Here is a 23,169-nt window from a genome sequence, read left to right as displayed (position 1 = left end):
AAAAGTAACCCTTACCTAAAGCATACATGGAGGAATGAAATGAAAGACGTTACGCTCTATACCCAACCTGATTGCCCTCCCTGCAAAATCATGAAAATGTTCTTTGATGATAATAATGTCGTATACAAAGAAAAAGATATTAAAGCGGATGGACATGCACGAAAAGAACTAACGAATAAATATGGCGCCTATTCCACACCGACGGTCGTCATCGATGGGAAAGCCATTATTGGTTTTGAATTGGACGAAATAAAGAAAGAACTGAATATATAACAAAAAGTCCAGGGAAGGCTGTAACCTTCCTTGGACTTTTTCATTTCAGCCTCTATACTTTTCAGCTTTGAAGGACTTTCCTCTAAATCCCTTATTCCATTTTTTTACTTCCATACTTTACGTCCATTATCTTCCAAACCCCATTTTCCTTTTTCAAAGTAACTGATTCAACATGTTTTTCCATCGATACAGGTCCGTCACCTGTGTCCTGGAATTCCTCCTGAACATAAATGAAGTCACCGTTTTTCCCATATATAATTTCCGTATTTTTGTCGTAGCTGAAAAATGGGATATAATATGGTGCGAAATCTGATCCAAATGCGGTATAACCGCCATCGACTTTCACTACATTCGCTTGGACGAACTTCTCGATGAAGTCATCTGTGAAATGTTTATCCAACTTCCCTTCAATCGCTTCCTTAGTACGTACTTCCTCACTGATCGAACCTTGATTCTCCATGGCATCCTGTACTAAGGATAATACTTCCTCTCTATGTAAGCCCTCCGCTGAAGCAGTGAACCCTCCACTTAAAAATAAAAGGACGCTAGCAAGACAAGCAACTAAATATTTACTCATTACAATCATCTCCTAATTATAGAATTTCTCCTAATGATTCGGATTTTTGCCCATGTCTTTCAATACCCGTCAAGATCAAAGCCAAACTACAAAAATTAATTTCTCCGTTAGACCTTGAAACCATTGCCCATTCTTCACAATAAAAAAGAAGATTTCATGATATTGAAATCTTCTTCTTACACCTATCGAAAAGCATAGTAAAAAATAAAACCGGCAACCAAAATCGTCCCAACTAAAAGAGAAACTAATATCGGGTTCTTTAAATAAGGATGTTCTTTAACTGTATCATCGATAGTCGAATCATATCTGGCTTTCACTTTCTGTGCCCTTGCCACAGAATAAGTATAAAAGAGCAGATATAACGCCATGACTGTAACGATTATGATTAGAATCCAGATGTACGTGCTCAAAATATGTCTCCTCCAAGCGCATCATTTCTGCTTATCGTTACACATTTAAAGCGATTATATTCATGAATCGTTTTTTATAACAATGCTTCATTTTCATATAAATAACTATAAGAAAGATCACAGAAAATGTATTCCTTATTATTCAGGGGATATGAAAAGGTCCGAATGGTTTCTCCCGTTTCGATATCACTGTATAAATCGGATAGTATTCCTGTTTTCCGATTACGCATCTTTACGATATTTTCGAGAAAGTAAGGTCTCCAGCTCCAATTTTTATTCATATAGCTCGGTTGGACTAACCATTGCCCGTCCTTATGGAGGATATTGGGAGATTTTTGATACCCTTCTTCATCACAAATATAAAGCCGGAAACATACGGAATCCAACTTTTTCGCCAAAACTCCAAGAAACTCTTCATGGGAGCCGGCCCGTTTATGCTGCTTTAAGAAGTTTTGCATATTCTCGTTGAATTGCAAAGTCTTTTGATAAACGGCTTCAAGCTTCTTGGTCTCTAAAGAAATGAAAGACTGACATTCTTGATGGAATTTTTCACGAAGTAAATCTTTATTAATGAACTCGCCTTCCGGTTTCGCCAAAAAATACCCTTGATAATATCGTCCCCCATTCTTCCATGCAAAGCGAAGCTGGTATTCGGACTCAATGTTTTCAAATAGTAAATTGGCGCCGATTTTTCGTGCAAGCATGCTTAGAGAAAACAGGATGACCTGATAGGCATCTCCACCTGAAATGCGAAGCTGGTCCAGGTTAACTTTTAAAATATTCGGAGAAATCTGTGCGATTCGGTCCAATTGCGTATCTTCCCCTAAATGATCTAAAGCTATCTTAATCCCATATGTTTTAAAGTAAGCAAGCACATGCTGCAAAGGATCTAAGTTTTCCGGACTGATCGTGTCTGATAATTCCAGCACGATCCGGTGCATTTCCTCCGGTTGAAAATGACGATGTAATATCTCCATGAATTCTTCGCCATGATCCAGCATAAGCAAATTAGGATCTCTGTTGATAAAGATAAGAAAATCTTCACCATAGTCTTTTATTCTCTCCAAGGCAATTTCAAGTACGTAATTATCCACTTCCACCCTATACTCTTCCGGCACTGCAGAATCGTGAAAAAAAGGGCCAAGGCTTTTATATTCCGCCTGTTCCTCATAGCGCCCTAGAATTTCATACCCGATTACCTGATGTTGATCTGCACTGAAAATCGGTTGAAAGAATGGTGTCACCTTGTCTAAATTCTTTAATATCTTTTCTGTATCCATGATGCATCTTCCCCCTAATTACGAAAACACCAATATGCCAAAATTATACCATTAGTTTCCGGCATTGATAATAAATAATTTTAATTCCTACTGAACAACTCTTTTTTCAGAACATTAAAATACCCGTTCATCCTATCGTTTTGAAAAGAAATACATCGAAAAGGCATTGTCCATAAATGGAACAATGCCTACCGTTTTTTATGGTTTGTACAATGAACGCTGATTTCCTCTCCAGGCACTCGCTTTCCGCGGGCGGTCCGGGAGCCTCCTCGGCGCCTTTGCGCCTGCGGGGTCTCCCCTGGCCTCGCTTTTCCCGCAGGAGTCTCGTACCTTCCGTTCCAATCAACTTTGTTTAACTTTTAGATAGAACCCTTTGCCTAAAGTCTTCATGGTTTTAGAATTAATAAAACTTGATGTGATGAGGATGCATATCTGTGTCATCATCAAGATATAAAACCTATATATGCTAACGTAAAGAAACGATTGAGCTTGTATCCGCAGATGCAAAAGAAAAGCATGGTATGCATTGAATACTTTAAGGGGACTTAAAAAATTGTCGATTGCTGGGATGCTTACTTTCGCTGCGATTAATTCAAAGAAACCGAAGGCATTGTCCATAAATGGAACAATGCCTTCAGTCTGATCAAAAAGGGAAGAACCACGGAATTGTGATCACCATGATAACACCAATGAAGATCTGTATGGATATCCCGATCATGATAAAATCTTTATGCTTGTAATCACCCGCCGTCATGACAAGCGCGTTGGTAGTGGCAACCCTTGGAGTGGATAACGCCAAACTTCCAGCAACGGCAAGGCATAGAAACACAGGAAGCGGATCGATTCCTTGATTCACCGCAGATGTCAGGGCAATGGGCGTCATGATTACTGTCGCGGCTCCATATGGGATGAATTGGCTCAGTATCAGTGTCAGGAGGTAAAAGACCGCCAATATGCCGTGTGCCCCGATATTACTGAATAAAACGGCCAGCCAATCACTTATCATTCTCACTCCACCCGTATTATCCAAAGCAGCCGTTATTCCGAACATGGCAGCAATCAAGAGAACAGGTTCCCAGTTAATCTTTTGGTATGCATCCTCCATCGAACGGACACAGCCAGTAATCACCATCAACAACGCTGCAGTCAGTACCGATAATACAGCAGGGACGGACTCCATCGATAAAAGAATGACCATCAATGCAGTGATTCCCAATGCGATCCATGCTTTCCCCCTGGAGTTGACCGGAGAGCCATCTTCTGAAGTACTTCCAATAACGATGACATCCTGTAAATCCGAGGAAATCCTCTCAATGTTCTCCCATTCTCCATGTATCAGGATTGCATCTCCCGGTTTCAAGCGTTCCGTTCCGACATCCGCTTGAATATATTCGCCATTCCGATTGATTGCCAGCACATTACATTGGTATTTCTCGCGAAAATGCACATCTATCAAGGTTTGATTTTCATAATCCGAATTCGGGACGATTAATATTTCTGTCAATCCAAATCTACTGCTAAGAAAATGTTTCTTTATTTGTTCTGTATTGAAATGTTTAAACTCCAGTTCATAGTTAAGTGCCAACCTCTCGACTGCTTCTTCTTCTCCAAACACCAAAATGACATCTTCAGGATGAAGAACTTCATCCGCCCTGGCTGAAATCGTCAGCTGTCTTTGCAGCAGCGGCAATTGTTTGTCCTTTGGCTTCCGCTGGATTTCAATCAAAGTTAATTCATACTGAATAGGAAGCTGGAGGTCTGACAGCCTTTCTCCAACAATATCGGAAGTAGCGGGTATGTGCAGATAATGCAATCGGTCATACACTTTGTACATGCCGGCAAGCTCCCCTGCAGACAGTCCCTTGACACTGTTATTCGCGGCAATCGTTTTCTCGGGAAGCAACAGGCGCCCGAGTGTCAACATGAAGAATAACCCTGCTGCAAAGGCGATTAAGCCAACAGGTGTAAAGTCGAAAAATTCTAAAGTCCCTATTCCGTTTTGACGTAATACATCAGCGACGATCATATTGGAGGGAGTACCGGTAAGTGTTAATAGCCCCCCAATACTGCTTGCATAGGCAAGGGGCAATAAATACCTTGTCGGACTTGTTTTTTGTTGTAAGGCCATGCTCATAACGAGCGGAAGCAGTATGGAAACAATTCCTGTTCCGCTTAGAAATGCACTTAATATTCCTGCAGTCAGCATGACGATAAGCAGCGATTTCCATTCACTGCCCCCACATAAACCTAACAACTTATTTCCTGCCTTTTCCACGATTCCTGAATTTAACAGGCCGGCACCGACGATAAATAGCCCAGCCAGCATGATGACCACTTGATTCGCAAACCCGGCCACCAGTTCATCCAATGTAAGAATCCCCAATAAACCCAGTATGGAAAGTGCACTAAGTGCAATTAAATCAGCTCGAAATTTTCCTTGTATAAAAAGCGCAATCGCGCATAGAAGTATAATCAGTGTAATAAACATTGGTTCGGTCATCATGTTACCTCCGTATAGATGTTCAATTTCAAACCGGATACGGTTTCATCAAACCCCAGTTTACATGTTTTTCATAGGCTTATAGAAGATATTTTCTTCAATTTATGTATATTGTTTGTTAGTATGAGGAAGTAACATTTTTATATTAGATAGGTTGATTAATTTGAATAAACCCATATCAAGAAGAACATTCTTAAAGAAAAGTCTTGGTACATTGGCTACCATAACCGGTTTAGGTATTGGCGGAAACTATTATGCCCATAATTTGGAGCCGAAATGGTTAGAAATCAAGCACAAAATCATCAGACACCCGCTTATCCCAAAAAGTTTTCATGGCATGAAAATGGTCCAATTCAGTGATACGCATTTAGGCTTTCAATTTCAGCTTAAAGATTTACAAGCAATTGTCAATAAGATAAATCAACTGGACCCTGATGTTATTTTTTTTACCGGAGATTTAATGGACCAGCCTAATAAATACAAGGCTCACCAGAAAATCCCTCTCGTTTTGAATCAGCTCAAAGCGCCGCTTGGAAAGTTCAGCATCTATGGCAACCATGATCATGGGGGATATGGCTCAGAAATTTACAGTGATATCATGGAAAAATCCCATTTTACCATGTTGCAGAATACTTCAGCTAAGATAACCTTATTAACGGCTGAAGAAATAATCATTGCCGGGGTTGATGATGCCATGCTAGGAAAGCCGGATTTTGAAAAAGCCCTTTCCGGTATCCCGGAAGAAGTGTTCACCATTATGCTTTCACATGCCCCTGATCTTGCCGACATATCAAGGACTTACGACATCCAATATCAAATAAGCGGTCACAGTCACGGAGGCCAAGTACAAATTCCGTTTGCCGGTGCCCTTGTAACTCCTCCATACGCTGAAAAGTACCGGGAAGGCACATATGAAATCGATTCATTAACGTTACATGTTAATAGAGGGCTTGGCACTACCCGTCTCCCCTATCGTTTTCTTTCACGTCCGGAGTTGACTGTTTACGAATTACAAGCCGAAAAATGATAGAAAACGAAAACAGGGGAAAACCGCCAGACTTATTAACAAAACCTGTGCGGATAAAACAACTTGTTGCCATGTATCATTTATAATGGACTCCTATGAATTATAGCATTAGAAGTATATCGAGAAAACCAGGTCTTTTTTACCAGAATCAACGGTAATGCCATAAAGGTTATACCATACTTAAATAGCCACACAGGAAAGTGCCGATACACCCTAAAACAGACACCGTTATATAGATAAGGCTATCTATATAACGGTGTTTTCTAATAAGTTCAAGCGTTTCCATACTGAAGGTCGAAAAGGTCGTAAAAGCACCCAGAAAACCTATCGTCAGAAAAACCTGCAAAGATAAAGCCCAGCTCTCTTTTTGCGGAAACACCAATCCCAGCCCGAAGGAACCTAAAAGGTTAATCAGTAAAATGCTAATGGGTATAGAGACCGCTGGCAAAAGCCTATTAAAAATAATCTGCAAGACATATCGAGAGGCCGCCCCAATAAAACCTCCTATAAAAACAGAAAGAAACTCAATCAAAGCGAGTCACCTCTTTGTCTATTAAAAAGGCCCAGTCCGAGGAAACCAGCGACCAAACCAAATAAAAGCGTAGCTCCAAGATACAGTCCCGCCAATGGCAGAGAAGTCTGCAGTAGATTAACCACTTCTTGGGAAAATGTGGACATCGTGGTGAAGCCGCCGCAAAACCCGCTGCCCAGCACTAAAAAAACAAGCGACTTCTTTTTCGCGGCGAAATAGCCATTGATCATTCCAAGCAAAAAGCTGCCTACTATATTTATCAATAGGGTTCCAAACGGGAAGAAGGAATGGCCAGCAGTCAAGATTACGCAATAACGCAATATTGCTCCTGCCGCTCCTCCAAAACCGACTGCAAAGATGCTTTTTAATCGATCCATTTAGGTCCCCCCGAATTTTTCTCATAAGTAGACTCATTATAACAGATTAAGATGAAACAGGCTCTTTTCTTAAAAAAAACCATACTATGTAAAGAATTTGAGAAAAGGAGGCTAATTATGCAAACACAGTATTTTCCTTACTACCACTATCCACAGACCATGATGCTACAGAACGAATACAGAAATTCATATAGGAATGAATATGGACCTGAATATTGGAATGACGAGCGCTTCTTTCCTTTCTTTCCTCTATTGGCGCCTGTAGCTTTTGTTGCAGGATTGGCAATTGGACCGTTGCTATTCAATAACCGTCCACCTGTCTATCCTCCATATCCTCCTCCATACCCGCCCGCTTACCCTCCTTACCCTGCTTATCCAGCTTATCCTGCTTATCAAGGCTTTCAGGGTTACCAGCAACAACAATTCGGCGCACAGGCTGGGGTATCCGAAAATATCAATATATACACTCAATAAGGATTGCACAGAAGGCGACATTGAACGCCTTCTTTTTCTTGGACCAAAAGCCGTCAGATTGAATTTTACTTCACTATATATTTTGAAGTGGTATAATATGAAAATGAATAGAAGGTAAAGTGTTAGGAAATGATGGTCATACCTTAGAGATGTACATGCATTGTTTTTTCACTATTTCTGCCTGGTTGCGCACACGTCTCTATTTCAACCAATAGATAAGAACAGGTTTTGATTGAAGGACGTCTGTTTGTAACGTCCTTCTAACCTTATTAAGAAAAGGAGTTTCCATGATGAACCAAACGAAAGGACATTCTGAAAGGGATGAGTTTTCGATTAACTCCATTGCCCAAGCCGTGTTTATTGTCAATAAACATGCAAAGACTGCATTGGATCCCAAAAATTTATATAATTTAAAACGGCTCGCATTAAGCAAGCTTATGCAAGAAGGAAAAGCGAAGAAGATTGGACTTCATTTCTCTGATAACCCTCGCTTTGCAGCACAACAATCCGACGTCATCGTCGAATGCGGATCATATGTTTTTCATTTACCTCCAACTAAGGAAGATTTGAAAAAACTACCCCACCTCGGCAGCCGGGCAGCCTCCATACGGAACCCTAAAGCCGCATTGTCATTATCCAAGGCAAAACAGATCCTGCAATCTTACGTTGGACAAGCAGGTGAAAAACAACCTAACCCTACCAACACCGAGAAAAGGGCTCACGGGCGTGGGTCGGTCAAGCAACCTTTCCACAATCCATTTCCATCCTCCTTTTTAGGAAAAGGTTCCAAGTATTAATCATTGATAAACCAAACGGGCCGTGAGGTAATGCCTCACAGGCCCGTTTCACATTCATAATACCAATCTGTCTATCAACTTTATTAGCTCTGCAATTTCTGGCTTGCTGATCTGTGCGTCAGCCCCTACGACCTGACCTTTATGACGCAGGCTGTCCGTAATCAAAGAAGAGAAAATAATCACCGGCAATCCAGCGAGTTCCCCGTTTTCCTTTATTCTTCTAGTCAAATGATGCCCATCCATTTGAGGCATCTCAATATCGGTAATCACCAGTTGCACTTCTTCTTCAACCACTTTTCCTGAATCAATTAAATTCTCCAGATAATTAAATGCATCAAGTCCATTTTCATAAAACTCCAAGTACTTGAACCCAGCTTCTGACAATGTATCAAACAGCAGCTTCCTCAGTAATGGAGAATCTTCTGCAATCAGGATTCTCTTGTCTGAATTTTGCCGGATACCAAGCTTTTTAACCTGTTGGATGTTTATTCCTGATTCGGGATTGATTTCGACCATTATTTTTTCAAAATCGAGTAATAGTAACATGTCACTATTTAATTTTATTACTCCGATAATCTGACTTTCAAGGCCTTGATACATATCTGAAGGCTTTTCGATTTGTGACCAGGAAATACGGTGGATCTGTGTTACGGTATGGACATGGAAAACCACTTTTTGCTTATTGAATTCAGCCACTATGAATTTATCCTGCTCAGGAGTTTCAGATGGCGGAAATCCTAAAGCATCCGCCACATTCACAACTGGAAGGACTTCTCCGCGAAGCTCAATGATCCCCTCCACATTTGGATGCGAATGCGGGACTAGCGTAATGGGGACAGGATTGATGATTTCCTTCACCTTAATTACGTTAATGCCGAATTTATTATTTCCGAGACCGAATTCCACTATCTCAAGCTCATTCGTTCCACTTTCAAGTAATATTCCTTTATTTGCTTCCATTGTTTCATCTCGCCCTTCTACTTTTTCATTTCATAATCCATAAATCATTTAACCGCTAGGAAAAATACCATGGTTTCATCAATGAACTCATACCTAATAATTCGGTTAAATATTTCTTTTGTTTAGGGCACAGCTAAAAAAAGAATCAAGAAGTGATTATTTATTAATACCAAACTAAAAAGGGACCCATCAGAGTCCCTTTTTCCATTCTCATTATTCACCACTGCCATACCGGCCATCATATCGATCGTAAGGCTGTCTCTTCGATAAAAACCTCCATATTGGGTGGATCAGCAAATAACGCCTTGCAGCCCTTCTAAACCCACTTAAAATAGCAGGTCAGTTGGGTCTTTTCATCTCCTTCGCGACCTTTTCTTTGGATTGAGCCATCCTTTTTTAACAAAGAATAAAAACATCATCAAGGCAATTCCGCCCATCATTCCAAGAATGAGGAAATAGCCATAATGCCAATTTAATTCCGGCATATATTCAAAATTCATCCCGTATACGCCCACTATGAAGGTCAGCGGCATGAAAATGGTAGTGATGACAGTCAATGTCATCATCGTTGAATTCATATTATTAGAGTTCACAGACAAATAACTATCTCGGATATCTGACGAAAAATCTCGATACGATTCAAGCATTTCAGTCAATTTAAGAAGATGATCGTACACATCATTAAAATAAAGGTGCTGATCCTTCAAGTAATTCAGACGCTCTGATGAGATCATTCTGTACAATAAATCACGCATCGGCAATATGGTCCGACGGAGCTTGGACATATCTGTACGTAAATCGAAAAGCTGATCCATCAATTCGTTAATCGTGTCATTTTCAGTATTTTCCTCAATGCTGCCCAATTCGCTTTCTATTTTATAAACAGGCGGGAAAAATTCATCGACGATCCTGTCAATTATCCTATGCATCAAGAAAAAGGGACTTTGCTTCAACATTTTATTACCAGCAATTTCTTCCCATACTTTTTCCAGTTCAAGCATGTCTTCCTTATGAAAACTGACTATCCATTTTTCACCAACAAACATATCCAATTCCACTGCTTTAAATACCTTCTCCCTTAGAGCATGTATCACAAGAAATTGGTAGCCCTCATAAAAATCCATTTTGGGACGTTGGTTAAAATCATCCAGGCAGTCTTCGATTGCCAGCGGATGAAAGTGAAAATGATTGGTTAAAAGTTCGATTTCCTTGTTTGTGGGGTTGGAAAAATCCACCCAGTACCACTCGATATCCGAATTATTCATTTCGGTTAGCGGTAAACCAAAACTGACTTCATGATTAGAAGTTATTGCGCAAGTCCTTATCATATGTATCAACCCTCAAAATTTTCTTATCATACATTATACCTTTAATTCATTAATCTCAAAAAGTTTTCTCCCCCTCCAAACTAAATGATAAAATAGAATGAATGAGTCAAACATTGTACATAATTCATGTAGTAAGAAAAGGGAGGATATTCATAGATGGAACATTTAATAAACCCTCTAGTAAAAGACGTTAAAATATCAGGAATCCGTAAATTCTACAATATGGTAGCTGATATCGAAGGCACCATTTCCTTAACGATAGGACAGCCTGACTTTCCAACTCCGATGCATATTAAACAAGCTGCAAAACATGCCATCGATAATGACTATACCGTTTATACTCACAATGCGGGCTATTTGGAATTACGGGAAGCCGCTTCAAATTATGTAAAGGATAAATACAAGCTTAACTATGATCCGGAGAATGAAGTGATAGTGACCTCTGGTGCCAGCGAAGGCATAGACATTACGTTCCGGACGATCCTCACCCCAGGGAACGAAGTAATATTACCGGGTCCGGTATATCCGGGATACGAACCCATCATAAAGATGTGCGGGGCAACACCGGTTTATGCCGATACAACAAAAAATGGATTTCGTTTGACTGCTGATATACTTAAAAAATACATAACTGAGCATACCCGGTGCATCGTTCTGCCCTATCCATCGAATCCGACCGGGGTTACATTATCTGCCGAAGAATTATTGGACATTGCCGAACTTGTCAGGGGCAAGGACATCTTCATATTGGCTGACGAGATATACAGTGAACTGGTATTCGATCAGGAGCATGTTTCGATTGGCACTTTCTTAAAAGAACAAACCATCGTCCTGAACGGACTGTCCAAGTCCCATTCCATGACCGGGTGGAGAATCGGCCTTCTGTTTGCGCCTGCAGCCATCTCTCAGCATCTCCTGAAGGTTCACCAATACAATGTGACCTGTGCCGCCTCCATATCGCAGAGAGCTGCCTTGGCAGCATTGACGGCAGGCAGAGATGATGCAATCCCCATGAAGACTGAGTATGCACGGAGACGGGAATACGTATTCAGCCGCTTACAAGCGATGAATCTGGAAGTAGTCAAACCAAATGGTGCCTTTTACTTTTTTATAAAGCTGCCTGAAGGCTATGCCTCTTCGCTTGATTTTTGCCTTAAGCTTGTTCAACAGGAAAAAGTGGCAGTGGTCCCTGGAGATGCATTCTCTCCCCTTGGTGAAGGGTACTTCAGGATATCTTATGCATATTCCATGGAAACCCTTGAAAAGGCTTTGGATCGTATTGAAGCTTTTTTAGCCATAAAGTAACCGAAAATAAAGCGGCCTTCAATTGAATGAACAATTGAAGGCCGTTTTCCTATTTTCAAAGTTGTATGCTACCGAAGGTTTTTCACCAAGTCAGTCAATTAATACAACCTCCGTAAGAAACGAATTTCCCGATATCCCTCTTCCTTATTTGTCGTGGTAAGGCTCACTTCAACGATTGACCCAAGTAAATCAGCCATCACTTCTTCAAATTCCTTTGCGGAGCGCGGCTTTAAAAAACCTAAACTCTTCAATTCGCGCATCAGGATCTGAAAACCGGCATTCGTTTCGATATGACTGAATTTCACCGGCAGTATCAGCGGACTTTCATTCATTAATTTCAGATCCCAACGAATGGGCTTTGTTTGGTGAATGGTTTTTTCTCGCTTAAAACCTTCAATCCTTACAATATATCGACCATCTTCTAATTCCTGGAATTTCATATTGATATCATCGAATTCGCCCATAGCTTTCACTCCTTTTTGTAAAGGCTGTCGCTATCAGCTTATTCATGATATAGAAATGCTAGCACTAATTATAATGTTTATATAATGCTTGTGTACCGCTATTTTCCTCGCCAGCTTCTGCCAGCCCCTCATATAGGGATTTGCTCAGGCTTAATCCAGGAGCGTCCATTCCCATTCTTTCCGCTTCATCAAGTGCAATCTTCATATCCTTGATAAAGTGCTTGATATAAAAACCAGGTTCAAAATCCCCTTCAACCATTCGCGGCACAAGATTGGACAGTGACCAGCTTCCGGCGGAACCCGATGATATGCTCCTTAAAACCCGGTCCGGATCCAACCCGGCCTTTTTGGCATAGGAAATCGCTTCAGTCACTCCGATCATATTGGATGCAATGGCGATTTGATTGCACATTTTCGTATGCTGTCCTGAGCCAGCCGGGCCTTGATGGACAACATTGCTGCCAATGATATCAAAAATGGGCAGGACAGCTTCAAATGCCTCACTAGACCCGCCGACCATGATCGTAAGCTTCGCATCACGAGCACCGATATCTCCTCCGGAAACCGGTGCATCCAATGATTCCATGCCCCTTTTCTTGGCTTCTTCTGCAATTTTCACTGCCAAAGATGGAGTGGATGTCGTCATATCGATTAAATGGGTTCCTTGTTTCCCGTTCTCGATAAGCCCATTTTCCCCCAGATAGATTTCTTCCACATCACTAGGGTATCCCACCATGGAAATAATCACATTGGCTCTCTGCGCAATTTCCTTTGGTGCAAATGCCCACTTCGCTCCCTGTGAGAGCAGCTCACTTGCCTTATCTTTCGTCCTTGTATAAACAAACACCTCAAATCCCGCCTTAAGAAGATTTGCGGCCATGCTTTTTCCCATAACTCCTAAACCTATGAAGCCGATCACTTTGTTCGATTGCATATTGCAGATTCCTCCCAATCATTTTGTTTCAAAAAGTCTTAAATGGACTTTATCATTCCTCCGTCAACTAAATACGACTGGCCCGTTAAATATGTATTAGCGCCTGAAACAAGGAAAGTAACGAACCTTGCAAATTCCTCGGGTTCCCCATAACGGCCAAGAGGGATTTTGTTAATCGATTGTTCAGTCACCTCCTCAGGAGTGACGCCATGTTTCTCCGCATTCATTTCATCAAGGTGCTGAACGCGGTCTGTTGCGATTCTTCCTGGACCGACTGTATTGATCAAAATCCGGTCCGGTGCTAATTCTGAAGCTAACGTCTTTGACAATCCAACGATTGCCGTCCGGAATGTATTCGATAATATCAATCCTGGAATCGGTTCCTTAATGGATGAAGAAGCAATATTAACGATTTTCCCGCCCTGTTTTTTTAAATGTGGCAAGCTTTCACGGATCGTCCTGATGAAACTTAGTAAATTAAGTTCGAAGGATTGTTGCCATTCTTCATCATTGAAATCCGTAAATGAACCCCCTGGAGGACCTCCGGCGTTATTAATAAGAATGTCGATACCGCCGAATTCCTCAGCAGTTTGCCCAACCAGGCTTTTAATATCTTCAGCTTTTGTTATATCCGTTACCTTATAAGAAACTTTCCCCGTCCCAAGCTGCGATAATTCCCTTTGTACGGCTGCAAGCTTTTCTCCATCACGGCTTGCCAGCATGACATTTGCCCCTTCCTTAACCAATTCAGCTGCCATAGCCTTCCCCAAACCTTGACTTGAAGCTAAAATCAAGGCATTTTTCTTTTCCAAATGTAATTCCATATAATATTTAACCTCCATTTTCTTAAAATCATAATTCCATTATATCGTCATAACCGTAAAGTGAAAAATCTGAATAATCATTATTGTGATTTTTATTTACAAAAAATAGCCGGTTGGATAACCCAACCGGCGTCAAAGGGGGAAATGAGAATGTCAGCTGCCCTAATAGAGCTAAACAACTGTGCTTGCTTTTTATTTACCCCCATTTTGAAGCAATAAACATTTATTCTCAAATAATCAAGCAAGAATTACAGGACAGCACCCCATCCGAAGGTTCTGTGGATGGGGTGCGTTTTTCCTGATATATTTATTTCTTCAAAGCGTTAACTACCGCTTCTTTCACATTATCATTCGTATCCAGCCCTAAAACTTCCTGAGATAGTTTTTTCATCTCTTCAAGTGAAAGTTGGCTAATTAGAGAACGTGCTTTTAAAATCGAAGTGGCACTCATTGAGAATTCATCAAGGCCCAATCCGATCAATATCGGTATGGCCACTTCATCTCCAGCCATTTCCCCGCACATTCCGGCCCATTTCCCTTCTTTATGAGCTGCATCTATTACCATTTTAACCAGGCGTAAAATCGCTGGATTGTATGGTTGATATAAATAGGATACTCTCTCATTCATTCGGTCAGCGGCCATCGTATATTGAATCAAGTCATTAGTGCCAATGCTGAAGAAATCGACTTCCTTAGCAAAAATATCCGCCATCACTGCAGTTGAAGGGATTTCAACCATGATTCCGACTTCAATTTTTTCGGCAACTTGAACACCATTATCAAGCAATTCCTGCCTAACTTCAGCCAAAACGGCTTTAGCTTCGCGGAATTCAGCAAGCGTGGCAATCATCGGGAACATGATTTTCAAATCTCCGTAAATGCTTGCACGAAGCAGGGCACGGAGCTGAGTCCGGAAAATCTCCTGCTCATTTAAGCATAGGCGTATAGCACGGTATCCAAGGAAAGGATTCATTTCCTTAGGAAGCTCTAAATATGGCAGCTCCTTGTCCCCGCCAATATCAAGCGTTCTGACGACTACAGGCTTACCTGACATTCCTTCCAGCACAGCTTTGTATGCCTCGAACTGTTCTTCTTCACTTGGAAAGTCATTTCTGCCCATATAAAGAAATTCCGTACGATATAACCCGATGCCTTCACCGCCATTTTGATGAACGCCCTCAAGATCTTTCGGCGTACCAATATTGGCTGCCAATTCCACATGATGGCCATCATTTGTAACGGTTTTTTCATTAACCAGCTTAGCCCACTCAGCCTTTTGCATGGCATAGGCTTCCTGCTCCTCTTCGTAGCGTTTCACGAGTTCAGGAGTAGGATTGATGTGAACTTCACCCTTTAGCCCGTCAATTATGACCAAGTCACCATTTTCAATGGACGAGGTCACTGACTTCGCTCCAACGACTGCTGGAATTTCCAATGAACGTGCCATTATGGCTGAATGGGATGTACGTCCACCAATATCTGTCGTAAATCCTTTAACATATGCCGGATTCAACTGTGCTGTATCGGATGGAGTCAAATCCTCCGCAATGATGATCACTTCTTCAGCAATCATGCTCGGATTAGGAATATGAACACCTAAAAGATGTGACAGAACCCGTTTCGTGACGTCACGGATATCCGCCGCACGTTCCTTCATGTATTCATTATCCATTTGTTCAAACATCGTAATGAACATGCTTGCGGTTTCATTTAAGGAAAACTCAGCGTTGACGCCTTCTGATTGTATTTTATCCTGAATTGGAGTGATAAGTTCCGGATCAGCCAAAACAAGCAGGTGCGCGTCAAAGATAGCGGCTTTATCGGCCCCTAGATCTTTTTCGGCTTTATCCCTGATTATCTCCAATTCATTTGTTGACTTTTGAATAGCTTCCTTAAAACGGGATATTTCAGCCCCGACATCTTCTATGCTTCTTTTTTCAATCGATAAATCTGGCTCAGTCAGTCGATAGGCTTTAGCGATGGCTATTCCGTTTGAAGCTGCTATTCCACTAATCAAAGTGGACATTATTCTGCTAATCCTTCTCTGTTTAACGTTTCAGCAAGTGTGTTTAGTGCATCATTTTCATCGCTTCCTTCAGCAGAAATCGTAATTTCCGCCCCTTTGCCAATACCTAGAGACATTACACCCATAATGGACTTAAGGTTCACTTTTTTCTCTTTATAAGCAAGGTTTATTTCTGAATCAAATTTTCCTGCAGCTTGTACAAGCAATGTAGCCGGACGAGCGTGAATTCCTGTTTCTGCAGTTACTGTAAATGTTTTTTCTACCATATAAATCAATCTCCTTTAAGATAAATTAACAAAAATAGGTTATGTAAGGGGTTTTCTCCATCCATCAGGAAAGAAACGAAAAAAAGAAATGCCCTTTTCCTTATCAGGATAGCATTATCATTCCCAACAAACAAACCAAAACTATTGGTACCTACAAAATAGTACAAAAATATAGAAGGAACTGCAACTATTACTTTTCAGATTCTTCAATGTTTAAATGGACAGCTGTGCATTTTTGGTAAAAAAAGCCCTGAAACTCAGCATAATGAAAAGGACCACCGTTAATGAAACACTTCCGAGAATCCCGATTAGTATCGCAATCTGGTACTCAATAGCGATTAGCGGGCTTATCCCCGACAGGATTTGCCCTGTCATCATTCCTGGGAGGAAGATAATCCCCATCCCGAGCATATTGTTCAAAGTCGGGAGCACTGCCGAGTCGAATGCAGCATCCACATATTTCTTAACAGCCCTCGCTGGAGTCGCTCCAAGCATCAGCATCGCTTCTACCTTTTCACGATTACTGCTAATCCCATCATGGAGGTTTTTAAGCGCCAATGTCACTCCTGTCATCGCATTTCCCACGATCATTCCAGCAATTGGAATGAAATACCTCGGCTCATACCATGGGGTGAAATGGATCACGACCACATTAAAATAAAACAAGGCAGCCATGGGACCTGATAACATACTTAGGATAACCATCCTTTTGATTTTCTTATTAAGTGTATGGGACACTTGCTTAAAAATATTATGGATGGAAAACAGGGACATCGCACATAGAAATCCCAAAGAAAGTAAAGGGTGGGGATTTTCAAAGATATATGTCAAAACATAACCGGCGAGAACGAGTTGGACCGTCATCCGTACCGTAGCGAGCACGATTTGCTTTTCCCGTGAAATCCCGCGCCATTTCACGATTATGAGCAGGATTACTACAAACACGTAGGCCGCACAAAGACGCCAGAACTCAATATCTATTATCCCATTCGCCTCCATTAATAGTCACCCTCCTTCGCCTTTTTCAGAACGATCCTCTTTTCAGCACAGATGTCCGCAAGCTGTTTTGAATGGGTTATCATGATGACCGTTCCTTTTTCCCGCTTTACTTCTTCTAAAAAACGGCTCATGACCGTCAGCTCGGCTTCCTCATCGAGAGCCGACGTCGGCTCATCCAGTAAATACACCTCGGGTTTCAATAAAAGTAGCCTCCCCAGTGCCAGCCTCTGTTTCTCCCCGCCAGAAAGATTCTCCGCCCCCTCGTCTAAAGACTTCTGCAACTGGACGGTTTCAAGTGCTTTAACCAATTCGGCTTTATCCTTTTTTTCCTGTTCCGTCAATTCCAGGCCAATCTGAAGATTTTCTTCAATCGTACCAGGTAAAGTGAACGGTGCCTGAGAAAGCATTGTGACTTTACGCCGGAGCTCTATCGGGTTGAATTTATCCAGCAGCTGATCCTTATAATAGATCGAACCGCTATCCGGGTCATCCATCCTGTTCAATAATCGGAGCAGTGAGGTTTTTCCTGCACCGCTTTCCCCAGTCAAGCAAGTAACCATACAAGCGGGTATTTTCAAATCATCAATTTTCAAAATCCCTTTATACCTAATATTTTCAAGCCTAAATATCATTTTGCACGCCTGCCTCCCTTACTCCACCATATCATTATAAGAAACTATCATGATACGGGGTAGCGATGCATGTAAAATTTTTCATTTTCTTTCGCTTTTTTATGGGTTAGTATTAGTCCTGCCGAATATATCCATGACGGACATGGAAAACACCTTAATAAATGGGGGGACTTATCATGAACGGAAATTCCTTGTTACATTCTTATCTGAATGTTTTTCTCCTGACTGCACTTTGCCTGATTACGTTGTCTGGCTGCCAGGCAGCATCAGATGACCAGATTAATCAATCCAAACAGGAAGATTCAATTTCAAATGAAGAAAAAGGCAAGACATTCACAGCCGAGATCATCAAAGTTGTTGACGGTGATACAGTAAAAATCAAAATGGATAATGGAAATGAAGAAACGGTCAGGCTCCTTTTGGTAGATACTCCAGAAACCGTGCACCCATCCAAGCCCGTTCAGCCTTTTGGACCTGAAGCAAGCAAGTTCGCCAAGGAACTCATGCCTGCTGGCTCTGAAGTGGAAGTAGAAACCGGCATAGGTGAAAGGGATAAATACGGCCGGCTGCTGGCCTATTTTTATGTTGATGGCAAAATGGTGAATAAACTCCTGCTGGAAAAAGGACTGGCAAGGGTAGCTTATGTTTATGCACCGAACACGAAATATCTTGAAGAATTGGAAGATACTCAGAAACAAGCCCAAAGAGACGAAATCGGTATTTGGTCTATTGAAAACTATGCAACTTCAAAGGGGTTTGATGATTCCCATTCAAAAGAAGTAACAGTGGAAAATCCGACTGGATCTTGCAGTAACCCGCAAATTAAAGGGAATATAAACTCTAAAGGCAATAAAATATATCACATTCCTTCGGGCCAATATTACGAAATAACTAAACCAGAAGAAATGTTTTGTACCGAACAGGACGCACAGGATGCCGGTTTCCGAAAATCGCAAAGTTAACAAATTCAACGGTTTATCAATATGCCCGCTTCCGAACTCGCATTTGGAATTTTTTAGGGGTGATACAAAATGAAATACAACCAAAAATATTTCGTTACTGCTTTTCTCCCCCGCTTCCTTATTTTTAAAAACTAAATGATGATTTGGAAAATTACACATCTTTAAATGTACAGACTGCAGGCAAATTAAAAGAAGATCCGTTTGCCTGCAGTTTTTTATTTTAAAAAGATCCAGCGGATTTCAGAAATCCGCTCCCTTTCCGCCGTCTGCCTGCCTCCATCCAGATAGTTTCCATCATATGTATAATAAGCAAAGAAACAAGTAGGAACCTATTTTCCTTTAAAATAATGGTCGGGGTGAGAGCCTTTCGAACCTTCGTTATTATCCAGTTTGTAGACAAAAGGAGTTCTATCTTTTAAAACATATTTGATTGGAACTGAAGGCGTGAGACTCCTGCGGGAAAAGCGAGTGCCCTACCAAATTTTACAACCCCTCCAAAAAAAGTTTTATATTCACAATTCGGAATGAGACCTTTCCAAGCTCCCTTTTCTCTACAAACGGAGCATTCATGTGTATGGCTTTACATTGAATGAAGAGGAAAAACTAAAAAAAATAGTAGTGAATTGTTTCGGCACATCCAATATCAGGATGTGTTTTTTTCATTTGGTCACCTTTTTCAAGATTATCTGAATCTAGTTTTTCCCTTCAATAAGGTTCTTTTCAGCTCCCTTAAAACCCACTTTTTCCCCCTCCATTTTTCCGTTACGCATTTTGGCTATATATGATCGTTTTATTTATGGTAGAAGCACCCGGGAATACAGAAAAGTGCACTTTCTAAAGGTGACTTGCTTAATGGAAGATTTCTCAGCACTAACGAAGGAATTCACCCCGATGATCCATCATATTATCCGCTCACTTTCCATCTATAAAAATAAGGAAGAATATTTTCAAGTAGGCTTGATTGCTTTATGGGAGTCATTGGGGAATTTCAATGAGGAATACGGAAAATTCTCCAACTATGCCTATACGGTAATCAAAGGCAAAATTCTGAACGAATTAAAGCATCATCATAAATATGAGATCCGCACTGAACCCTTTGATTCCTTCATATTAGAGATTAAGGATCCTTTTACGATGCATGAAGAGGCCTTTGCCATCGATAATATCTTAACCTACACGGAAGGATTGACACTGAATCAGCAACGCTGGCTTTTACAGACATACCTCGAAAATAAAACAGTGTCTGAAATCGCTGAGGTCTATCAAGTCACTGCAGCAGCCGTCAAATCATGGAGAAAGTCCGCTTTAAATAAATTAAGGAACAAGTGATTTTTCCATTGTAAATAATTTGGGGTGGCTCAATCATGAGCCACCCCAAATTATTTACATCGATTAACTTCTCGCTTCTTCTAAATACGTATAAATTATCACACCGTTATGTTGGGCATTCCCCCGAAAATGTTTAAAGTCTTCCCTTTTAACAAGAATCTCACGAAAAGCTAAAAATTCTTCTTTTGTTATCCTGAATTCATCCATTTCCCGGTTCGCCAGTTTATCGAGTACTTCTTTTGCTTCATCTGCATTCATCATATTATCCTCCTTAATTATCAAATGTTCCATCATATTCAGACAGGAGAAATTCCGTTTTCATTTTAACATAAGCAGGCCACTAAATATAAATCAGAATTTTTTGAGGCCCTCTTGCTACATTATTCTTTACGTATGCTTTAAAATAGTGCAAACTGTATAGTAAAATATCATAATGTAAAATGATTGGCATATTTTGTACATAGAATTACATACTGGTACGTATAACTGCGTTTGCAATATATACCAAATTATGCCATATCATTACAGCTGGTCCATTTCAAGAATCGCACCTCCCTTTAAAAGTTTAGCTTACTGTACCGACATGAGAGATAACTAATTCTCTTACTGGCACTTCCCACGTCAAAATCTAAACGGCAAGATGTTCGAATAATCCAATTACTCCATAGTTACTTTTTGATCATTGGAAACAAAATGGGAAAGGATGATTACCATGAAGAAAGCGGAAGTTGGAAATATCATTGAATTTAGAGAAGGCTTAAAAGGAATCGTCGAGAAAGTGAACGAGAACTCAGTAATCGTGGACGTCACGTATATGGAAAATTATCGTGATTTGGAACTTGAACAGAAAACCGTCGTCAACCATAAAAATTATAAAATCATAGGTTAATACAAAACGGGATGGTTTCTCTATACCATTCCGTTTTTACTTTTTAGCAAGCGTATGAATTGATTCTTCAGTTTTTTGTAACCATTTCCATTTTACTCCGTCTAATTCATTAAAGGGCAAAACACTTGTATGTGGTGCAACATATCCAAATTCAGATTGGAATTTCTATCAGAAAGATGAGGGAAACAAATGACTCGTTGGACACGTTATATTGGCTGTGTCACATTCGCCGCTATTCTGCTGACTGGCTGCGGTACGACCACAGATGAAAATGCAGATGAGCCACAAGAGGGTTCAGTAAAAGAGGGGAACGAAGGCAATACCTCTCAAGGAGGTAATCGCAATAACAAAATAAGACTGATGGAGCAAAACCTGCAATATTCAATTAACGGGGAAGCAAAGGAAAAAACAGCGTTCTTAAAAAAAAGTGATAATCAACCGTTCAGCCTTTATGTTTTGCAACAATTCAGATTAAGTGCCGAAGAACCTGGAAAGGATATTGTGTTCCTGACTGAAGATGACTCCATTTATATGAGAATAGAATTATTGAAGTCGGATGTCAATTGGGATGAGGTGGAAAAAAATGTTCAATCCCAGCTGGAAAGCATTTCAGAAACGATTAGGGATCCTTCACTTGAAATCGAGGGCGGCACGGGATTTGAAGTGGAAAGTGGGGATGATGTGATCACTTCCATATTGCTCAAGGATGAAAAAGCACCCGTCCGCTTAACTATGTTCACAAAAAAAGATCGAGATTACCGGGATGCTTTTCTAGAGATGGCTAAGACGCTGATGAAAGGATGAACATTGATTCCCCCCTGATGCGGAGGGCTAAGTTCAGGCCCCCCGTTCTTCATCACTCCTTCCCCGCCTTGCTTTTCCAGACCAGAATTAAAAAAAGGAGGCTTATGTATCCAAAAACCGGATAAATATATCCTAGTAACCTTCCATAGCCGAATTCACTAATGATCAAAGCTATTAAAAAAATCACCGCTATGATCAGCATGCTTGGCAATTTAATATAACTGCTGATTTGCCTCTGTAATCCATATATGTTTCCGATGACCGAAGTGAATATCTCCCCGTAAATCACCAAAATGAACATCCAATATAACTGACTGGCTGCCGTTCTCATAATAACTGCTGAAGGAATTTCATAACCATTCACGTCAGGAAGTGTCATAAGTGAAAAATGCCCCGTCAATAAAATGATCGTAAGGAATATCCCTCCAAGGATTGCTCCATGTTTAATGACCTTCTCATCTCGAACTTCATAAGCAACCGGAACCAGCACAGCCTGTGCCAAAGCAAGGTTAAAGGCTGTATAGGCAAATGGTGATAAAAGCATTTTCACGGTGATCACTTCATCTGGAACTTTTGTAAGGGTCTTAAAGAAATCCCCATTACCCAAAGTCGAGAAAAAAAGGATCAAACTAAAACAGATCATGATTGGTACAACAAACGAGTTCACAGTGAAAACACCGCGCATGCCCATCATCAGGACCAAGGATGCCAGTATGATCGTAGACCAACTTCCTATACTTTTAGACACGCCAAGTTGTTCTTCGAAAACGGCTCCAGAGCCCGAAATCATGACAGCTGTCACCCCTAAAAGCATGATAAGGAAGAAGATGTTGATAATTCCTGCTATTTTCCTGCCAAAAAGAAATTGATTGAACTCCTCATAAGAAGATGCTCTGATCCTTGCGGAAATGAGCATGATTTTCGTTCCAGTGAAAATGAAAATATAACCTGCTATTAAAATCCCGATAAAACCATAAAAGCCATAACGGGTAAAAAACTCGACAATCTCTTTTCCAGTTGCAAATCCTGCACCGACGACTGTGCCTACATAAACCGCTGCAATCTGAAAACTCCCTGACCACCTTGACAGCATACTCTCCCCTCCTCCCTACATTTATATGTAAGGAAGAGACATTTAAGACAAGCCGAGTAATATTCCTTTCGTCGGCTGTTTTTTTCCTGGGTTACTTCCTCTCATTG

At 40.8% G+C, this 23,169-nt stretch carries 26 protein-coding genes and 1 pseudogene; 10 read left to right on the top strand and 17 right to left on the bottom strand.

Translation table 11 applies throughout. From position 1 onward, the window contains the following. Positions 1-39 precede the first annotated feature (39 nt). Positions 40-273: a glutaredoxin family protein gene (locus ACWF5P_RS16505; RefSeq protein ID WP_061462251.1), complete on the top strand. Its 234-nt coding sequence runs from the start codon at positions 40-42 to the stop codon at positions 271-273. 91 nt (positions 274-364) lie between these two features. Here ACWF5P_RS16505 and ACWF5P_RS16500 read toward each other — a convergent pair whose 3' ends face one another. From ACWF5P_RS16500 to ACWF5P_RS16490, 3 genes are all read right to left on the bottom strand, one after another. After that, positions 365-850, bottom strand: coding sequence for a DUF3993 domain-containing protein (locus tag ACWF5P_RS16500; protein ID WP_452445083.1), 486 nt, complete (start codon positions 848-850; stop codon positions 365-367). Between the two features lie 182 nt (positions 851-1,032). After that, the gene (locus ACWF5P_RS16495) at positions 1,033-1,260 is read right to left on the bottom strand and encodes a hypothetical protein (protein ID WP_101224523.1); all 228 of its coding nucleotides are present in this window, start codon (positions 1,258-1,260) and stop codon (positions 1,033-1,035) included. Between the two features lie 74 nt (positions 1,261-1,334). Further along, positions 1,335-2,540, bottom strand: a complete 1,206-nt coding sequence (locus ACWF5P_RS16490) for an EAL domain-containing protein (RefSeq protein WP_241590442.1) — start codon at positions 2,538-2,540, stop codon at positions 1,335-1,337. A 438-nt stretch (positions 2,541-2,978) separates the two neighbouring features. On the opposite strand from ACWF5P_RS16490, the pseudogene ACWF5P_RS16485 reads away from it, so the two are divergent. After that, positions 2,979-3,183, top strand: a pseudogene (locus ACWF5P_RS16485) (transposase); the annotation flags it as partial. On the opposite strand, the gene ACWF5P_RS16480 reads toward ACWF5P_RS16485, so the two are convergent. Beyond that, positions 3,184-5,040 carry an SLC13 family permease gene (locus ACWF5P_RS16480; protein ID WP_230177602.1) on the bottom strand — a complete coding sequence of 619 codons (1,857 nt, stop codon included), beginning with the start codon at positions 5,038-5,040 and terminating at the stop codon, positions 3,184-3,186. A gap of 163 nt (positions 5,041-5,203) precedes the next feature. On the opposite strand from ACWF5P_RS16480, the gene ACWF5P_RS16475 reads away from it, so the two are divergent. Next, positions 5,204-6,067 carry a metallophosphoesterase gene (locus ACWF5P_RS16475; RefSeq protein WP_101224520.1) on the top strand — a complete coding sequence of 288 codons (864 nt, stop codon included), beginning with the start codon at positions 5,204-5,206 and terminating at the stop codon, positions 6,065-6,067. Between the two features lie 169 nt (positions 6,068-6,236). Here the strand turns inward: ACWF5P_RS16475 and crcB are convergent, their stop codons facing one another. After that, the gene (crcB, locus tag ACWF5P_RS16470; RefSeq protein WP_434169007.1) at positions 6,237-6,599 is read right to left on the bottom strand and encodes a fluoride efflux transporter CrcB; all 363 of its coding nucleotides are present in this window, start codon (positions 6,597-6,599) and stop codon (positions 6,237-6,239) included. Further along, complete coding sequence (locus ACWF5P_RS16465; protein WP_101224518.1) at positions 6,596-6,976, bottom strand: fluoride efflux transporter FluC; 381 nt, start codon at positions 6,974-6,976, stop codon at positions 6,596-6,598. Before ACWF5P_RS16465 ends, crcB begins: the two co-directional genes overlap by 4 nt. Positions 6,977-7,138: 162 nt before the next feature. Here ACWF5P_RS16465 and ACWF5P_RS16460 point away from each other — a divergent pair, with 162 nt between their 5' ends. Together ACWF5P_RS16460 and ACWF5P_RS16455 are read left to right on the top strand one after the other, a co-directional pair. After that, positions 7,139-7,450 (top strand): hypothetical protein, encoded by a 312-nt coding sequence (locus ACWF5P_RS16460; RefSeq protein WP_434169633.1) that lies wholly within the window; start codon positions 7,139-7,141, stop codon positions 7,448-7,450. Positions 7,451-7,740: 290 nt separating this feature from the next. Then, the gene (locus ACWF5P_RS16455) at positions 7,741-8,247 is read left to right on the top strand and encodes a YkyB family protein (protein WP_434169006.1); all 507 of its coding nucleotides are present in this window, start codon (positions 7,741-7,743) and stop codon (positions 8,245-8,247) included. Between the two features lie 54 nt (positions 8,248-8,301). Here the strand turns inward: ACWF5P_RS16455 and ACWF5P_RS16450 are convergent, their stop codons facing one another. Together ACWF5P_RS16450 and corA are read right to left on the bottom strand one after the other, a co-directional pair. Then, positions 8,302-9,207: a chemotaxis protein CheW gene (locus tag ACWF5P_RS16450; RefSeq protein ID WP_434169005.1), complete on the bottom strand. Its 906-nt coding sequence runs from the start codon at positions 9,205-9,207 to the stop codon at positions 8,302-8,304. Positions 9,208-9,560: 353 nt separating this feature from the next. Further along, a complete protein-coding gene (gene corA, locus ACWF5P_RS16445; protein ID WP_434169004.1) occupies positions 9,561-10,535 on the bottom strand; it encodes a magnesium/cobalt transporter CorA in 975 nt (324 codons plus the stop codon). 156 nt (positions 10,536-10,691) lie between these two features. Between corA and ACWF5P_RS16440 the strand changes: the two genes are divergently transcribed. Then, positions 10,692-11,840: an aminotransferase A gene (locus ACWF5P_RS16440; RefSeq protein WP_434169003.1), complete on the top strand. Its 1,149-nt coding sequence runs from the start codon at positions 10,692-10,694 to the stop codon at positions 11,838-11,840. Between the two features lie 98 nt (positions 11,841-11,938). Here ACWF5P_RS16440 and ACWF5P_RS16435 read toward each other — a convergent pair whose 3' ends face one another. The 7 genes from ACWF5P_RS16435 to ACWF5P_RS16405 form a co-directional block, all read right to left on the bottom strand. Further along, positions 11,939-12,304 (bottom strand): hypothetical protein, encoded by a 366-nt coding sequence (locus tag ACWF5P_RS16435; protein ID WP_452445082.1) that lies wholly within the window; start codon positions 12,302-12,304, stop codon positions 11,939-11,941. Between the two features lie 64 nt (positions 12,305-12,368). Beyond that, the gene (locus ACWF5P_RS16430) at positions 12,369-13,238 is read right to left on the bottom strand and encodes an NAD(P)-binding domain-containing protein (RefSeq protein ID WP_434169002.1); all 870 of its coding nucleotides are present in this window, start codon (positions 13,236-13,238) and stop codon (positions 12,369-12,371) included. A gap of 38 nt (positions 13,239-13,276) precedes the next feature. After that, positions 13,277-14,062, bottom strand: a complete 786-nt coding sequence (locus tag ACWF5P_RS16425) for an SDR family oxidoreductase (protein WP_434169001.1) — start codon at positions 14,060-14,062, stop codon at positions 13,277-13,279. A 307-nt stretch (positions 14,063-14,369) separates the two neighbouring features. Continuing rightward, positions 14,370-16,088 (bottom strand): phosphoenolpyruvate--protein phosphotransferase, encoded by a 1,719-nt coding sequence (gene ptsP / locus ACWF5P_RS16420; RefSeq protein ID WP_434169000.1) that lies wholly within the window; start codon positions 16,086-16,088, stop codon positions 14,370-14,372. Next, positions 16,088-16,354, bottom strand: a complete 267-nt coding sequence (locus tag ACWF5P_RS16415; RefSeq protein WP_034314127.1) for a phosphocarrier protein HPr — start codon at positions 16,352-16,354, stop codon at positions 16,088-16,090. Before ACWF5P_RS16415 ends, ptsP begins: the two co-directional genes overlap by 1 nt. Before the next feature lie 213 nt (positions 16,355-16,567). Then, positions 16,568-17,353 (bottom strand): ABC transporter permease, encoded by a 786-nt coding sequence (locus ACWF5P_RS16410; protein WP_230177609.1) that lies wholly within the window; start codon positions 17,351-17,353, stop codon positions 16,568-16,570. Then, the gene (locus tag ACWF5P_RS16405; RefSeq protein ID WP_434168999.1) at positions 17,353-17,985 is read right to left on the bottom strand and encodes an ATP-binding cassette domain-containing protein; all 633 of its coding nucleotides are present in this window, start codon (positions 17,983-17,985) and stop codon (positions 17,353-17,355) included. Before ACWF5P_RS16405 ends, ACWF5P_RS16410 begins: the two co-directional genes overlap by 1 nt. Positions 17,986-18,161: 176 nt before the next feature. Between ACWF5P_RS16405 and ACWF5P_RS16400 the strand changes: the two genes are divergently transcribed. Both ACWF5P_RS16400 and ACWF5P_RS16395 read left to right on the top strand, forming a co-directional pair. Further along, the gene (locus tag ACWF5P_RS16400; RefSeq protein WP_434168998.1) at positions 18,162-18,947 is read left to right on the top strand and encodes a thermonuclease family protein; all 786 of its coding nucleotides are present in this window, start codon (positions 18,162-18,164) and stop codon (positions 18,945-18,947) included. 852 nt (positions 18,948-19,799) lie between these two features. After that, positions 19,800-20,276, top strand: coding sequence for a sigma-70 family RNA polymerase sigma factor (locus ACWF5P_RS16395; RefSeq protein WP_434168997.1), 477 nt, complete (start codon positions 19,800-19,802; stop codon positions 20,274-20,276). A 63-nt stretch (positions 20,277-20,339) separates the two neighbouring features. Here the strand turns inward: ACWF5P_RS16395 and ACWF5P_RS16390 are convergent, their stop codons facing one another. Beyond that, complete coding sequence (locus ACWF5P_RS16390) at positions 20,340-20,534, bottom strand: hypothetical protein (RefSeq protein ID WP_101224508.1); 195 nt, start codon at positions 20,532-20,534, stop codon at positions 20,340-20,342. A gap of 454 nt (positions 20,535-20,988) precedes the next feature. Here ACWF5P_RS16390 and ACWF5P_RS16385 point away from each other — a divergent pair, with 454 nt between their 5' ends. Next, a complete protein-coding gene (locus tag ACWF5P_RS16385) occupies positions 20,989-21,165 on the top strand; it encodes a YkvS family protein (RefSeq protein WP_064505160.1) in 177 nt (58 codons plus the stop codon). Between the two features lie 189 nt (positions 21,166-21,354). Further along, positions 21,355-21,969 (top strand): hypothetical protein, encoded by a 615-nt coding sequence (locus tag ACWF5P_RS16380; RefSeq protein WP_452445081.1) that lies wholly within the window; start codon positions 21,355-21,357, stop codon positions 21,967-21,969. 52 nt (positions 21,970-22,021) lie between these two features. Here ACWF5P_RS16380 and ACWF5P_RS16375 read toward each other — a convergent pair whose 3' ends face one another. Further along, entirely contained in the window at positions 22,022-23,062 is a 1,041-nt protein-coding gene (locus ACWF5P_RS16375; protein ID WP_101224506.1) for a YkvI family membrane protein, read from the bottom strand. Positions 23,063-23,169: the final 107 nt, after the last annotated feature.

The organism is Peribacillus sp. NPDC055009, assembly GCF_053608705.1.
The sequence above is the reverse complement of the archived record's forward strand: the minus strand, read 5'-3'. Positions and strand labels throughout refer to the sequence as shown.